This is a genomic window from Flavonifractor sp. An82, assembly GCF_002159265.1.
GTDB lineage: Bacteria > Bacillota > Clostridia > Oscillospirales > Oscillospiraceae > Flavonifractor.
On record NZ_NFHG01000034.1, the window covers coordinates 1 to 15,756 of the forward strand.

Here is a 15,756-nt window from a genome sequence, read left to right on the forward strand (position 1 = left end):
GCAGGGTGCCCTTTTCAAAGGGCGGCCCTGCTGGGGGAGGCAACCGCAGTTGCCGGGGGCAAAGCCCCCACACCACCCCGTAGGGCGCAAATGCGCTTTTGATGGCCGTAAGGCTGTCAAAAGTGCTTTTGCGTTACTTTCGCAGAAAGTAACAAAGGCCCGCCGCTTGCGCGGCGGAAAAGGAAGGAGGGATTGATTTGAAAAGGACGATCAGCGCCATGGTGGGCCAAGGATCAGTGAACCATAACAGCAGAAAATTCCACGCCAAGAACACCGATCCGGAACGCTCCCATTTGAATGTCACCTACTGCCAGGAGAATATCAAGACGGTGTACCATGAACTCTTTGACGAGGCTCTGGAGCGCTACAACGCTAAACAGACCAGGGCCGACAGAAGGATTGAGGATTACTATGAGAAGATCCGCTCCGGCAAGCAGGAAAAGCCGTTCCACGAAATCATTCTGCAAGTGGGCAATCGAGACGATATGAGCGCCGACAGCGAGGAGGGGCAGCTGGCGGCAGCGGTTTTGGACGAGTACATGAAGGGCTTTCAAGAGCGCAATCCCCAACTCCGGGTGTTCTCCGCCCACCTCCACATGGACGAGGCCACGCCCCATCTGCACATTGACTTTGTTCCGTTTACCACGGGGAGCAAGCGAGGGCTGGACACCAGGGTATCTCTGAAACAGGCGTTAGCGGCCCAGGGGTTCAAGGGCGGCACCAGAGGTGACACGGAGTGGAGCCAGTGGGTGCGCTCGGAAAAGGAGCGGCTTTCCCTGGTTATGGAGCGCCACGGGATTGAGTGGGAGGACAAGGGAACCCATGACAAGCACCTGTCTGTACTGGACTATAAGAAGGAACAGCGGGCAAAGGAGATCGCCGTCCTGGATACAGTCAAGGCGGAGAAAGAAAGCCTAGTAGAGAGCCAGGAACGGCGGCTCAAAGAACTGGCCCCGGCGGTAAAGAACATGGAGCGGTTGGCTGCGGACTTCTCCGCCGACCCGGACGAGATTTTGCCGGAGCCGGGAACGCTGGAAACAGGCCGGGCCTACCGGGAGAAAAAGGCCAAACCCCTGTTGGCCCAAATCGTCAAGGTGCTGCGCTCCCTGTATCTGGCCTATGTGGAGCTGCGAGGGAAATTTGAGCGCCTGCAAGGGGACTATGGCCGGGTGAGGGAGAGCAACGCCCGCCTGTCTGACCGATTGCAGGAGGTAAAGCTGGAGAACAAGGCCCTGCGGCAAGTTTCCGCCGACTATGAGCGGGTCAAGCGGGTCTTTGGCCCGGAGCAAGTGGCGGTAGCAGTACAGGCCGACAAACAACGGGAACAGGCGGAGAGAGGCCGCAAGCGGCCCCGGCGCTCTGTTGATCGGGGGGAGCGGTAAAAGTAAAGGATTTGTTTTTATACTTGATTATTCCATGCGTTTATGATACGCTAATATAAACATTAGAGGTGAGGTGGAAAGATGATTAACTTTTCTTGCAAATAAATTGGAATATACAGTGATACTGTGTTTTACAGTACCATTGTACCCATTGCAAGAAAGTTAAAAGTCTATTCACTCGATTATATCGTAGGCGTATCACTCTTGATAGGGGTGGTACTATTATGCTGTGACGAGCTGCAAGAATTGACTTTCTTGCAGCTCTTATTTTATGTTCTTGATCCCTGGAATAAAGGAGGAATGCGATATGTCGATGATCCGAGTCGAGAACCTTACCTTTGCCTATCCATCCAGCTATGATAACATTTTTGAAAATGTCAATTTTCAAATTGATACAGATTGGAAACTTGGGTTTGTTGGAAGAAACGGTAGAGGGAAAACAACTTTTCTAAATCTCTTGCTTGGAAAGTACGAATACCACGGGAAAATACAAGCCTCTGTGCAATTTGATTACTTTCCATATCCTGTGAACGACAAAAACAGATTAACTACGGATATTCTCTCGGAAGTCTGCCCGCTGGCGGAAGAGTGGGAGCTGTTGAGAGAACTATCCTATCTGGAAGTCCGTGATGATGTACTTTGGAGGCCATTTTTTACGCTTTCCAATGGAGAGCAGACCAAGGTGCTGCTTGCCGCTCTATTTCTGAATGATGGACACTTTTTACTGATTGATGAACCGACAAACCATTTGGATATGAAAGCCAGAGAAACCGTTTCAGCATACCTGAAACGGAAAAAGGGATTTATCTTAGTCTCTCATGATCGCTGTTTTTTAGATGGCTGTGTTGACCATATCCTGTCGATCAATCGGTCAAACATCGAAGTGCAAAGCGGAAATTTTTCTACTTGGTTCACCAACTTCCAGCGTCAACAAGAATTTGAACTCGCTCAAAATGTGAAGCTGAAAAAAAGCATTGATAATATGCAAAAGGCCGCTAAAAGAACTTCTGTCTGGTCAGACCGAATTGAAGCGTCAAAATATGGGAACGGCCCGGTTGACCGAGGGTATATTGGTCACAAATCTGCCAAAATGATGAAACGCTCAAAGGCTATCGAAGTGCGGCAGCAACGGGCAATCGAGGAAAAGTCCGGCCTTCTCAAAAATTTGGAAACCGTAGAAGATTTGAAAATCGCTCCGCTTCTCTATTTTTCAGATACCTTAGTGACTTTCTCTGATGTTGTACCAATTTTTGACGGAAAAGATGTTTGCCAGCCAATCTCGTTTACAGTAAAGCGGGGAGAACGCATTGCCCTTGATGGGAAAAATGGTTCTGGAAAAACGAGCATTCTCAAGCTACTGGTCGGGCAACAAATAGAACATCGTGGGACGGTTGCAATGGGTTCTGGCATGATATTGTCCTATGTACCTCAAGATACTTCCATGCTGAACGGTTCGTTATCAGAGTTTGCGGAAGCCAATCGTATTGATGAAAGTTTGTTTAAGGCAATCTTACGGAAAATGGATTTTTCACGAATACAGTTTGAAAAGAAAATGGAAGATTTTTCAGCGGGACAAAAGAAAAAAGTGTTGATAGCAAAAAGCCTTTGTGAACAAGCACATCTGTATGTGTGGGATGAACCTCTTAACTATATTGACATCTATTCCCGAATGCAAATTGAAAATCTGATTAGGGAATTTTCTCCTACAATGATCTTCGTAGAACATGATCTTGCTTTCAGAAATACGATTGCTACAAAAACAGTATATATTGAAAGCACTCCCGGTCAAAGCTGTCAATGGTCAAGATGAACGGCGCATTTCATGCGCCGCCATTGACAGCCCTGCCCGGTCTTGCTCTGCGGTTATCAAGGCAGGCAAGCCCCAGGGGTGCTTGCCTGCCTCCTTTGATTTTGAGTGGAGGTCAGTGGCCGAAATTGGCCTCAAATTGAGGCCAATTTCGACAGGTACTTGCAAAGCCCGGAACTCTTGCAAACTCTGGTTTTCTGTGATACTATTTTGATACTAAGAAAACGAGGTGTCCCAAATAGCAGGTGAAATATTAACATATTTGCGAAAGTTTTTCCTGTAAAACCACCTCAAATACGCCCCCATATATTTGAATTTGCCGAGTGGGAATGATTTCAGAAACCTGGAAAAGCCTGATATGACTGGGTTTTTGAAGGGTTAATGCCCTCTGTGGCAACGATTTGGCAACACTTTTTCATTATTCATAAAAAGAGAGCTAACTGATTTTGATTAGTCAGTTAGCTCTCTTTTTGTTTGTAGTATCTTTTACGGTATATAGACTCTGCATATTTGGCTATCTAAAGCGATGGGTAGCCATTCAAGTTTTTGATATCTTCGTGTTAATTCCATACCCCAACAGGTGGCAACAGAGTCTATGGCCTTTTGAATATTATCTTCGGTAAGCTCGTTTTCTGACATATGCTCATTCTGTTGATATATTCTACCATTCCATTCTTCACTATTTATTAGGAGCAATTTTCTTTCTTCAAAAGGGAGTGTTGCTGGAATTTTTTTATTAAGTCGATATTTAGCCAATTCCCAAATATGCATCACTCTTTGCTTCGGATCACTCTTTTCCCTATCAAGAGCTGCTCGCAGTTGTGTTAAAAAAGCTTGCTCATGAAGTTCTGGTTGCTTCGACCAATAATCACTAAGCGCTTGGCTTTCCTTTTGTTGGATTGCTTCAATGCGTTGATAATCTTTATCATTGTATGTAACGACAAAAGGACTTTCAGAAAGTGTTGGCATATTGCCGTACCATGGTTGGTCTGCCACAGGAGCTTTTACAGAGAAAATTGCTGACCCCATGCTGTAATCTTGTTTGGATATTTCTTGATATTTAGTTACCCATGAATCATTCCGATAATAAATATTTAGCAAATAGAGGGCAGCTAAAGCGTGAATAAAAGCTTTAATATTGCCCTTTTGTAAAGAGGAATACCTATCGTGTTTAACAGCTTGATAAGCTCTTTCCCAATATGTTCCTTGTCTCTTGTGAGCTTCCTTTAATGGTTTAAGTATCCTATTTTCGTCCTTGGTAAAATTGAAGAATGGAGCAACAATAAGCACTTCTTTGTTATGAGTTTGCCACTTTATATCGATCAACTTTAAGCAATCTTCGTCAAAAAGGATACTGGTGTCTCCTCTTGGCTTCGTACCACCATTATCAAAATATAACTCTTTAGATAGTGCTTCAATTTGAACGCAACAACGAACTAATAAATCTGAGATATGAGGAGAAAACACTTCCAATTGAGAATTGCATGACTGTGTAACAAGTTTGCCCTTACTATTTACCAGTACTTCATCAGTAAAGAAAATATATTTAGATACTTCGATTGCTTCTTTTTCAAGATTTAAATATGTTTGCCAAAAAATATCAGTTTTTTTCATTAGGATGCTCTCCTCTCTCATCAGAAAATACATCAACAAGTATATTGCTGAGTTCCTGCGAGGGCACCTTCGTATAGGCTTGGTCCTTGTCGAACTCCGGATAGTGGTAGCGCCACTTGTCGTAATCCTCTTTGGAGATTTCGCCTGCCTCCAGCATGGCAGCGGCCTGTTGCCAGGAACAGAGCATCTCATGCAGCCGGGCGGCGTCCTTGCTCTTCCGCACATCAACTTTCAGGCAGACTTCTCCATCTGTCTCGCTGATTTTGAGCCCATAGTTGTCCTCCAGGGTAAACAGGGTGTGCATGAGCCCTACATAGGAGTCTATATCCGGGACGGAGAGGGCATGGGGCGAGACATCCAGTACCTGGGCTAAGGCGGCGGTAAGGTCCGCCTTAGGGGTTCTTGCTCCTGTTTCGTACTGTGCCAGGCGCACATCAGCGGACTTCTCCGGGAAGCCCAGCGCCATACCGAGATATTTCTGTGTCATCCCCCGTAGGAGACGGAAAAAGTGAATCCGTTCGCCAATCGCCATATCATCCACTCCAATCGTTGGTTGTCCTTACGAAAAGCGTAGCAGAAATGCTTAGTAAAGTCAAGAGAATCCTAAACAATTTCATTTAATTTATTTTGCGTACTCTGATTGACACAAGCTATTTTGCTTAGTATAATGACAATAGGCTAAGCATAATAGCTTAGATTCAATAAATAAAAAAGAACTGCCGCAATTCCTGGTTATACATCCGGGAAAAAAGTGGCGGACGAAAGTGAGGAGGCATTTATGGAACACAATATCCAGCCGCAGCAGCCATCAATGAGGAAAGGAAGGTATTTTCAATGCAGGCACAAAACTTTATGCGTGTGGAGGAAGTGGCCCAGGAGCTGGGCATCTCCAAGTCCCACGCCTACAAGGTGATCCACAAGCTCAATGCCGAACTCCGTGAGAAGGGCTATCTGACCATCTCCGGGCGGGTCAATCGTAACTTTTTCATGGAGAAGTTTTGCTATGGCAAGACGGGAAAGGAGGGCTAATCATGGCAGTCTATAAGGAAGAAAAGACAAACACCTGGCGGGCGGTCTACCGCTATACTGACTGGAACGGCGAGCGCAAGCAGACCCAGAAGCGGGGCTTCAAGACCAAACGGGAGGCACAGGCCTGGGAGCGCGAACAGCTCAACAAGACCAGCGCCGACCTGGATATGACTTTTAAGAGCTTCGTAGACCTTTACACGGCGGATATGAAAACCCGGCTCAAGGAAAACAGCTGGGCCACCAAGGATCACATCATCCGCACCAAGCTGCTACCCTACTTCGGCAAGCTGAAAATGTGTAACATCACTGCCCAGCAGATTATCACCTGGCAGAACGAGATGCTGAACCACAAGGACGAGAATGGCAAGCCCTACTCTCCGGTGTACCTGAAAACGGTCCACAACCAGCTCAGCGCCATCTTCAACCACGCGGTTCGGTACTATAACCTCCGGGAGAATCCCTGCAAGAAGGCAGGTAGCATGGGCAAGAAGAAAAACCGGGAGATGATGTTCTGGACCAAGGAACAGTACCTGAAATTTGCTGAGGCGATGATGGATAAACCGCTGTCCTTCTACGCCTTTGAGATGCTCTACTGGTGCGGTATCAGAGAGGGGGAGCTGCTGGCCCTGACCCCAGCGGATTTTGACTTTGAGAAGCGCACCGTATCTATCAACAAGTCTTACCAGCGGCTGAACGGTCAGGATCTGATTACCACTCCCAAAACCGAAAAGAGCAATCGGGTCATCACCATGCCGCAATTTCTGGCCGAAGAAATCCAGGATTACATCAAGATGCTCTACGGGATCGGACCGGATGACCGGATGTTCACCGTCACCAAGAGCTATCTCCATAGGGAGATGGACCGGGGAGCCAAAGAAGCGGGGGTACCGCGCATCAGAATCCATGATATTCGTCATAGCGCGGTTTCACTTCTGATCGACATGGGGTTCTCTGCCACGGCCATCGCAGACCGGGTGGGCCATGAGAGCATTGACATCACTTACAACTACGCACATCTGTTTCCGTCAAAGCAGGCGGAAATGGCGGATAAACTGAACATGGAAAGGGGCAATTAAAAATGTCAGCAAAGAATTTGGACAAGCACAACCGTTGGAGGAACAAGACCGTGGCTTTCCGGGTCTCCCCGGAGGAGGACACCCAGATCGAGACGGCGGTGAAGCTCACTGGTTTGACTAAACAGGATTACATCGTCCGGCGGCTGCTCTGCCGGGATGTGGTAGTCCAGGGCAACCCCAGGGTCTATAAAGCACTGCGGAACCAGCTGGCCGCTGTGCTGGACGAGCTGCGCCGGATCGAGGCCGGACAGGGTGTAAACGACGAGCTGCTGGACACCATCCAGATGATCGCTACTATTATGAACGGGATGCAGGAGGATTTCGCCTATGATCGATGAAAAAAAGAAAATGACCGCCCAGGGCTCATCTGTTGGCGCAGATGATGGGCAGTCAATCTCTCAAAATTACAAGACCACTATACCAGACCCGGACGAAAAAAGCAATTCCCCGGAAAGAGATTTGGAGGAACTTTACCAGAAAATGCGCCGCATGAGCGACCCGGCCTATCTGCATACTGTGACCTTGGACGAGCTGATGGACAATGTGTTCGAGGGCAAGTCTGCGGTGATTGAGAACCTGCTCTATACAGGAGCGTACATCCTTGCCGGAGCGCCGAAAATCGGCAAGTCCTTCCTGGTGGCGCAAATCGCCCACCATGTCAGTACCGGGCAAGACCTGTGGGGCTACAAGACCCATCAGGGGACTGTTCTCTATCTTGCTCTGGAAGATGACGAGAGCCGGTTGCAGCGCCGGATGTTCCGAATGTTCGGAGTGGAGGGGACAAGCTCCCTCCACTTCGCTACCAGTGCCAAAATGATTGGCGGTGGCCTGGATGAACAGTTAGAAAAGTTCGTCCGGGAACACAGTGATACCAAGCTCATTATCGTGGATACCCTGCAAAAAGTCCGGGAGGCGGTGAGTGACAGTTATAGCTACTCCAGCGATTATGAGGTAATCGGCAGGCTGAAACAATTTGCCGACCGATATGGCGTCTGCGTCCTGATCGTTCACCACACCAGGAAGCAGCCTGCGGGAGACAGCTTTGAGATGATTTCCGGTACAACCGGCTTGCTAGGCTGTGCGGATGGGGCGCTCCTGATGCAGAAGGAGAAGCGAACGGATAGCAAGGCTACCCTGGAGGTGGTGGGCAGAGACCAGCCGGATCAGCGGCTGTATCTGAGCAAGGACCAAGAGAGCCTGGTTTGGGGGCTCGACCATGCAGAGAATGAGCTTTGGAAACAGCCTCCAGATCCGGTACTGGAAGCCGTGGCAAAGATCGTATCCTCCGAGAACCCCAAATGGGAAGGCAGTCCCACCGAGCTGGCCCAAGCGATTCAAACGGATATGGCGGCGAACCGTCTTACCAAGCATCTGAATGTGAATGCCAGCCGTATGTTGGAAGAACATCAGGTAAAGTACGAGAACAAAACCAAACACGCCGGACGGCGAATCCGGCTGACCTACATGGTGGTGGAAGCACCTGCGTTTGAAGTAATCGAGTAAAGCGCGACGCTTGCAACGGTCGCGACGGTGTTTTGAGGGGTGCTCCCAGCACCGTTGCGACCGTCGCCACCGTCGCGGAAAGAAAAAGATGGGGTGGTATTTTGCCACCCCATCTTCAAGGAGGATGCCCCATTTTAGGGCACCCTAAAAGTATCAGAGGATGTCGCGATTCACGACACCCTATGCCCCGAAACAGGGCACCGGGTACAGGGGCAAAAAGCGTTCGGAGAACGCGCAGCCACAGAATAAAATTCTGTGTTCAGAAGGGGCTTGGGGGCGCTGCCCTCAACAAGCAGACGGCAGGAAATGTGAGTGTGTATTAACACTCGCATTGCTTGCCGGATTTGTGTGTGGCTATCCACACGCATTGCTTGCCTGTATCTAAAACAACCGAAACGGCCCTTGTGCCGCTGCGGAAAATCAACTGAAATTCAAGTATTGGGAGGTAACGAGTATGAGAAAGATTTTGTCCTGTGAGTTCAACCCGGACACTGCCTGCGTGGAGCTGTGCCTGGATGACGGGACGCTGCTCTCCATCGACTGCACCGCTGTGGAAAATGAGGTGGCAAACAGTATGTATCAGCGGTCGGAGCTGGACTGGCTGATCTATAATGATCCGCTGTCCTATGCCGAACTGATTTTGAATGGGGACCCTGAATTGTATCTAAAAGCAGTAACAAAGAAAACCCCGTTAGATTGATGGCAAAGAAAATCCGCCAGAAGCAACACTCTAAAGGGTGCGCCTCTGACGGATTTTTTACATCTTATCAATCAAAGCAAATACAACAGCTTGCTGTTCTTCGCTCAATCTTGACCAGCGTTCCAGAAGCTTTTTCTGCGCCTCAGTCAAGGAAACAGGTGCATCTTCTTCGGCAAATAGTTGAGATAGCGTAATGCCAAAGGCTGTGCAGATTTTCTCCAGGGATGGAATGGTCGGAACCATGTTCTTGCGATACCATGAGGAGATCGTGGATTGCGGCAAACCGGAGCGTTCTGCAAGCTGATACTCTGTCCAGCCCCGTTCCTCCCGATACGCGGTTATAACCGAGAGAATATCCTTCACCTGCAGCACTCCTTTGCTTGTGTTCTTCGTAAATTATACTTTGATAAATCGTTGTGATTTAATCATTTATATCGTATAATTTTAACGACAAACACAACTACGAAGGAGGGAGAAATTTGGGCGGAAAAAGCTGTTTTTTCATCGGGCACAGGGAGGCATCGGAAGAAATTTATCCGGCATTGCATGCAGCTGTGGAGCAGCACATTGTTGAATATGGCGTCACAGAATTTGTTGTTGGTCACTACGGCGGATTTGACCGCCTGGCAGCGTCAGCAGTCAAAGAAGCAAAGCGTTTCTACCCAGAAGTTAAGCTTACTTTGCTGCTGCCATACCATCCGGCAGAGAGGCCTATTCCAACGCCAGATGGGTTTGACAGTACCTTCTATCCTCCGGGGTTGGAAAGTGTCCCGCGCAAGCTCGCAATCGTGAGAGCAAATCGCTATGTTGTAGATCATGTAGACTATCTTATCGCCTATGCCTGGCACCCTGCCAGCAATGCACGGGCGCTGGTGGAATATGCAAGAAGCCAAAAGCAAAAAGTACCTATTTTTATAACGATGCTAAAGTCCAGTAATCAGGAAAGAGATTTTCTTTAGAATCGTGTCGTTTTATTGATGATTTGAGAGTTCCATAGTATAATGATACATGTTTGAATATGGCCAACAGTGGAAGGGGATAAAATGGCAGTCAGCTACAAAAAACTATGGAAACTTCTCATTGATTTAGATATGAAGAAGAAGGACTTACAACAAGCGGCGGGAATTAGCTCTGCATTGATTGCAAAAATGGGACGCAATGAAAATGTATCAACGGATTCATTAGCGAAGATCTGCATGGCATTACATTGTGATATCGGAGATATTATGGAAGTTATTCTGACTTCTGATGAAGAATGTCGGGAAGAAGGTGTATAATTGTGACTGCAAGGATCATAAATGGAGAAACTAAAGGAACTCTGACCAAGCAGGAAAAAGTGGTTTCTCTTTTCAATTTCATTAAAGAATTAAATAAGCTAAAGCAGAAGGTAGTGCTCAATGTTTCGGATTATCCTTGGTGGCGTTCGATAGCATCTTTTCCTAATGATGAGGAAAATATCAGAACCTATTATCGAGATCGCGTAGAAGATGATGAGGTGGAGAATGCTAGCAATATCCTGTTGTCTGTGCATAAGCCTGAATTCCAACGCTGTCCGGAGCCTGATGCTTTGCTTAAAGAATGGTTGGAACCGGGATGGGACAACTATCGAGATGAAGCGAAAACAAAGGAGTTTATTCTTCGTCCCTTCGATCAAACGGAATTTTCAACCCAAGCTATGGAGGATCTTCCGCGACGCATCGGTGAGGAGGACAGAACTTATAAAGAACTTTTTTCTGACAACGCAGAACGGGTGAGCACATATACAACATGGGCAGACAAGCGTAATGCTTGGGCTGAACATCAGAAGGTATTGGCTCGAACAAGAGATTTTTTCTCAGAACTTTATAAAATTTGCATCGATCTAGAGCGAGACTCAGAGACATTAGAGTTGGTAGTAGCAGATGGTTTTATGTGTGAGCGGACAATTTCGGAGTTAGAACATCCGATTTTGACTCGGCGTGTTAAAATTCGCCATGATGCTATTGAGAATACCATTTACATAGAAGATACCGATGTCGAAACGGAACTCTATACAGTTATGTTCCAAGGCATGGACGGCATCAATTTAGCATCTATCAACCATCTGCGCGATGACCTCCACCAGAATGATTACCACCCCTTAGATCGAAATGACCTGCCCGTATTTTTTAAAATGTTTGTCCATCAACTTTCATCAGAAAGCCTTTATTCTGAAGACGGCGTTATAGCTGGTTGGCAGAAAAAAGAGCGAATGCTACTTTACCGGAATCCTTGTTACATCCTGCGCAAACGTATGGATGGCACCTTAAAGGCGATTGAGCAGATTATAGAGCATGTTGGTGAAACTGGTGAAGTTCCTGCTCCTATTGGAGATATTGTGGAAGGTGGAAAAATTGATATCCCAGAAGATGCTGGGACACCGTCCATTGAGGAGCAGTTGGCTGCTGTCGGTGGTGAAAGTGTAGATGTTTTGCTGTCAAAAGAGGCAAATAAGGAACAGTTGGAAATTGCGCGTCGCATTGAGAGATACAATGCAGTTTTGGTACAAGGGCCTCCTGGAACGGGTAAAACTCATACCATAGCGAACCTGATGGGGCATTTTCTGGCTCAGGGAAAGAGTGTTCTTGTTACCAGTCAAACGCAGAAAGCCTTGAGCGTTTTGAAGGAGAAGGTAGCTCCTGGTTTGCAAAGTCTGTGCGTTTCCGTGCTGGATGACTCCAATGTAGATATGGAAAAGTCCATTGACGGGATTACCAGTTATATGGCACACACCACATCCTTTGAAGTCAAAAGAGAAATGGAAGCGCTGGGTCAGGAACGAAAGGAAATTATTAGTGAACTTGCTGCGGTGCGCAAAAAGCTGTTTGCTATAATCAACCAAGAATGCAATTGCATTGTTTACAACGGAGAGGAGATTTCTCCTTCTGCCGCAGCTGCTTATGTGCAAGAGAACAGTGAAAGCCTTTCTTATATTCCTGGATCTGTACAGCTCTATGAGCCGTTGCCGCTCAGTTTTACAGAATTAACAGAGCTATATCGAAGCAACAACACCATCAGTGCGCAGGATGAAGCGGAGTTTGAACATGATATTCCTGATCCGGCAGAACTGATGAGTCCAGAAGAGTTTGAGCAAAAGTGCAATGCCTTGGATTTTGTAAGAGCTCGCTTGAATACTATTTCTGAGAATAACCATTGGCAGATTCAGAATTTGGTAGCAGAACATAAAATTCTGGTGAACGGCTCATTCGGACAGTTTGTGGTAGAGTACCCATCTGCACAGGCTGTGGAACAGCTGAAACAATATGTTTCTACATTTTCAAGGATAGAGCCCTGGATGCAGCATTGTGCTGTTGATGGTAGAAAAGGTGGCACATACAAGGAACTCTGGACCCGTTTGATTGAGCAAATTGAGACAACCTGCGCCTATGCGGAGAAACTGGTTGCTAAGAAATTTGGTAAAGAGATCGTCATTCTCAATACAGAACCGGAGTTTTATAATGCTATGCAGCAGCTTCAGGATAAGTATAGTCAAGGAGGGAAGATTGGAAAACTCGCACTTTTTCTGAACAAGCAGTTGGAGGTTGCTCTAAACGGGGCTACCATCAATGGTCAAAAACCGCAAAATGCAGAGGACTGTAATTTAATTCTCTGCGTCCTGGAAATGAAGTCTATGCGAGAGCAGTGCGCTTCTTACTGGAACGATTTGATTGCTAAACATGGGGTACCAATGTTTCAGGAACTTGATCGGGATGATCCAGAGCGTGTTGCTGTAAACTATATTCCTTTGATTCAGCGTTACTTGGAATGGTTTAGCAATGAATACGAAGTCCTGACAATGCGTATGGCGGAGGTAGGGCTTCCCTTTGATACCATCTTCCAGCATAACCCTCTTGATTCAGAGATTACGTCAGCTGAGAAGATTTTGTTGGCATTGGAACATGAAATTCCGGAGCTTTGTGGGGTTTTCGAAGTAGTAAAGTCTATGTCTGACATTCAGACTGCTCTGCAAAATAATCGGAATATTCTTCAAACCGGCAAGCGAGTATATTCGGATGAATGCAGGGCGATCCTTTCTGCCGCAGAAGCATATGATATTATGGCATATAGAAATGGCTATGCACTTCTGGAAAATACATATGCTAAAACCATCCTGAAACAAAAGCGAGAAGAATATCTGAGTAAATTGACCCCGGTTGCACCGCAGTGGGCTGAAGCTATTCGGAAACGGGATGGCATTCATGGCGATGCTACACTCCCCGGAAACATTGAGGACGCTTGGCGGTGGAAGCAGTACTATGGGATTATTGAAAAAATCATAGAAGAACCTTTTTCGGATCTGCAAAAACGGAGTCTTTCTCTCAGCAAAGAATACCGTGAGGTTACAGCAAAGTTTGCGGAGAAATCGGCTTGGCATCACTTACTGCGCAAAACAGAACATGATATCAGCATGAAGCAGGCGTTGCAGGGATGGAAATTGACCGTTAAGAAAATCGGAAAGGGTACCGGAAAAAATGCTCCGATGTACCGTGCAGAAGCTCGTAAACTGATGGTGAAGTGCCAGGAGGCTGTCCCTGCATGGATCATGCCTATCGGCAAAGCATTGGAAAGTCTGAACCCTCGTACCAACAAATTTGACATCATTATTATCGATGAGGCAAGCCAATCGGATATCTCTTCTCTGGCCATTTTGTATATGGGCAAAAAACTGGTCATTGTAGGTGATGATAAACAGGTCAGTCCTATGGCTGTTGGCGTTCAAGTTGATAAAATGAATGTTTTGAAGGAAATGTACATTGCCGATAAAATTCCAAATGCCCACCTGTATGATGCAAAAACATCCATTTACGACATTGCGGCCACAACCTTCCAACCGTTGATGCTGCATGAACATTTTCGATGTGTTCCAGAGATTATTGAATTTTCCAACTGGCTTTCGTATGATTTCAAGATCAAGCCTTTGCGGGATTGTAGTAACAGTATTCTTCTGCCTGCTGTGGTCAACTACCGTGTGCCAAATGGCGAACGAATTGGAAAAACGAATCCCAATGAAGCAAAAGCAATTGTCGCTTTGCTGAAAGCGTGTATGGAACAGCCGGAGTATGCAGGAAAATCCTTTGGCGTCATTTCGCTGCTGGGTGATGAACAGGTTAAAAAGCTACAAGAAGAAATTTTCAGACAAATTGATGCCAAAGAATGCAGTGAGCGCAGAATCTTGTGCGGCAATGCATCTCACTTCCAGGGAGATGAAAGAGATGTAATCTTCCTGAGTGTGGTGGATTGTGCAAATGGTCAGGGCCCTGTTGCAAAACAGACTTTCGGTGTGGATGATGCTTATCGCAAACGCTACAATGTCGCAGCCAGCCGTGCGAAGGACCAGCTTTGGGTTGTAGACTCACTTGATTCTGCAAACGACCTAAAACCTGGCGATATTCGCAAGATGTTGATTGATTTTTCATTAAATCCAGAATCAATCCATATGCTGAATGCTAAAATCGAAGAGAAAGCAGAATCTCCATTTGAAGCTGCTGTTGCCAAATACCTTGCGGTTAGGGGGTATCATCTGGTGCAGCAGTGGGAGGTCGGTGCTTATCGCTTGGATATGGTTGCCGTATGCGGGAGAAAGAAGATTGTGATTGAATGCGATGGTGAGCGTTATCATAGCGGAGAGGATAAGATTCGCGAAGATATGGAACGTCAAACAATCTTGGAGCGTTTGGGCTGGCGGTTTATCCGAATTCGCGGCAGCGAATACTATCGAAATCCCGAAAAGACCATGGAGCGGGTTGTAACAGCACTGACTGATGCAGGGATTGAGCCAGAGGATGCTGGAACTTCCCAGCAGATAGATGGACGAGATACAGAACTGTTGAAGCGCGTAAAACAGCGAGCATACTCCATTCTTCATGAGGACGGTGAAGTATCTGAAGTTGAGATGGGTACAATTGCAGCTGCATTGGACCCCAAAAACGATATAATCAGTGCAGTCCCAGAAACTCCAGATAATGCGAGTACCATACTGTTTCAAGGGAGGCTCCAAAGAGAGCAAGATTCAAATGGATTAGAGCAGCTATCCCTCTTGGAAAAGCAACCGACAGGGGCAACAGAACCCAAACAGCGTGAAAGTATTTCTTCTTTTCCGTCGTATCAAGCGGTTGATATTGATGTCTATATCCAAAAATATCTGCCAAACGGTTTTAAGGAGATGGTAAAGGCAATCTTGGAGGTAGAAGCTCCACTTTCTGAAGCGTTATTGCTGAGCCGTATTGTTCAGTGCTTTGACCGCAAAAGAGTTACAAGTAGTGTATGGAATGACTACGAGTTGAAAATGCGAGGTTGTCAAAAATATGGGATTATTCGCAAAAAAGGATTTTTGTACTTAGATAGCAGCCGAGATATTCAGTTCCGAGTACCAGGGGATATTGCCCGGCCAATTGAACATATTGCTCCTGAAGAATTGGCTGCGGGAATGTTTGAAATCCTTAAGTGTAATGGACTGATGGAGAAAAAAGATTTGTATCGTGCTTTGGCGGGACAGTGTGGCGTACATCGACTTGGAAAATGAATACGCCGCCTGAAACGGTGCCCTTAGACCGCACGAATGGTGCACTCAGACCGCTGAAATGGTGCATGGTCACCGCAGTCATGGTGCATTGACAGGATGGCCAC

Annotated in this window: 13 protein-coding genes; 10 read left to right on the plus strand and 3 right to left on the minus strand. The window is 46.7% G+C overall.

Annotation, left to right across the window (positions count from 1 at the left end; translation table 11 throughout):
- The first annotated feature begins 197 nt into the window (after positions 1-197).
- Together B5G34_RS17440 and abc-f are read left to right on the plus strand one after the other, a co-directional pair.
- Positions 198-1,382: a plasmid recombination protein gene (locus B5G34_RS17440; protein ID WP_343214237.1), complete on the plus strand. Its 1,185-nt coding sequence runs from the start codon at positions 198-200 to the stop codon at positions 1,380-1,382.
- Between the two features lie 307 nt (positions 1,383-1,689).
- Positions 1,690-3,192, plus strand: coding sequence for a ribosomal protection-like ABC-F family protein (gene abc-f / locus B5G34_RS17445; protein ID WP_087340447.1), 1,503 nt, complete (start codon positions 1,690-1,692; stop codon positions 3,190-3,192).
- Between the two features lie 483 nt (positions 3,193-3,675).
- Here the strand turns inward: abc-f and B5G34_RS17450 are convergent, their stop codons facing one another.
- Both B5G34_RS17450 and B5G34_RS17455 read right to left on the minus strand, forming a co-directional pair.
- Entirely contained in the window at positions 3,676-4,803 is a 1,128-nt protein-coding gene (locus tag B5G34_RS17450; protein ID WP_087340449.1) for a hypothetical protein, read from the minus strand.
- Positions 4,790-5,335 (minus strand): helix-turn-helix transcriptional regulator, encoded by a 546-nt coding sequence (locus B5G34_RS17455; protein WP_087340452.1) that lies wholly within the window; start codon positions 5,333-5,335, stop codon positions 4,790-4,792. The genes B5G34_RS17450 and B5G34_RS17455 overlap by 14 nt, the downstream gene beginning before the upstream one ends.
- A 302-nt stretch (positions 5,336-5,637) precedes the next feature.
- Here B5G34_RS17455 and B5G34_RS17460 point away from each other — a divergent pair, with 302 nt between their 5' ends.
- The 5 genes from B5G34_RS17460 to B5G34_RS17480 all read left to right on the plus strand — a co-directional run bounded on the left by B5G34_RS17460 (position 5,638) and on the right by B5G34_RS17480 (position 9,111).
- Positions 5,638-5,832, plus strand: coding sequence for a helix-turn-helix domain-containing protein (locus B5G34_RS17460; protein WP_006571508.1), 195 nt, complete (start codon positions 5,638-5,640; stop codon positions 5,830-5,832).
- A gap of 2 nt (positions 5,833-5,834) precedes the next feature.
- Positions 5,835-6,908, plus strand: a complete 1,074-nt coding sequence (locus B5G34_RS17465; RefSeq protein ID WP_140397293.1) for a site-specific integrase — start codon at positions 5,835-5,837, stop codon at positions 6,906-6,908.
- A 2-nt stretch (positions 6,909-6,910) separates the two neighbouring features.
- Entirely contained in the window at positions 6,911-7,246 is a 336-nt protein-coding gene (locus B5G34_RS17470; protein ID WP_140397294.1) for a hypothetical protein, read from the plus strand.
- Positions 7,236-8,411 carry an AAA family ATPase gene (locus tag B5G34_RS17475; RefSeq protein WP_087340456.1) on the plus strand — a complete coding sequence of 392 codons (1,176 nt, stop codon included), beginning with the start codon at positions 7,236-7,238 and terminating at the stop codon, positions 8,409-8,411. Before B5G34_RS17470 ends, B5G34_RS17475 begins: the two co-directional genes overlap by 11 nt.
- Before the next feature lie 454 nt (positions 8,412-8,865).
- Positions 8,866-9,111, plus strand: coding sequence for a DUF6061 family protein (locus B5G34_RS17480; RefSeq protein ID WP_087340458.1), 246 nt, complete (start codon positions 8,866-8,868; stop codon positions 9,109-9,111).
- Positions 9,112-9,168: 57 nt separating this feature from the next.
- Here B5G34_RS17480 and B5G34_RS17485 read toward each other — a convergent pair whose 3' ends face one another.
- Positions 9,169-9,474, minus strand: a complete 306-nt coding sequence (locus B5G34_RS17485) for a helix-turn-helix transcriptional regulator (protein ID WP_087340460.1) — start codon at positions 9,472-9,474, stop codon at positions 9,169-9,171.
- Positions 9,475-9,590: 116 nt separating this feature from the next.
- Between B5G34_RS17485 and B5G34_RS17490 the strand changes: the two genes are divergently transcribed.
- The 3 genes from B5G34_RS17490 to B5G34_RS17500 all read left to right on the plus strand — a co-directional run bounded on the left by B5G34_RS17490 (position 9,591) and on the right by B5G34_RS17500 (position 15,652).
- Entirely contained in the window at positions 9,591-10,070 is a 480-nt protein-coding gene (locus B5G34_RS17490) for a hypothetical protein (protein ID WP_087340462.1), read from the plus strand.
- A gap of 84 nt (positions 10,071-10,154) precedes the next feature.
- Positions 10,155-10,388: a helix-turn-helix transcriptional regulator gene (locus B5G34_RS17495; protein ID WP_087340464.1), complete on the plus strand. Its 234-nt coding sequence runs from the start codon at positions 10,155-10,157 to the stop codon at positions 10,386-10,388.
- A gap of 2 nt (positions 10,389-10,390) precedes the next feature.
- Positions 10,391-15,652, plus strand: coding sequence for an AAA domain-containing protein (locus B5G34_RS17500; protein WP_162609525.1), 5,262 nt, complete (start codon positions 10,391-10,393; stop codon positions 15,650-15,652).
- Positions 15,653-15,756 lie beyond the last annotated feature (104 nt).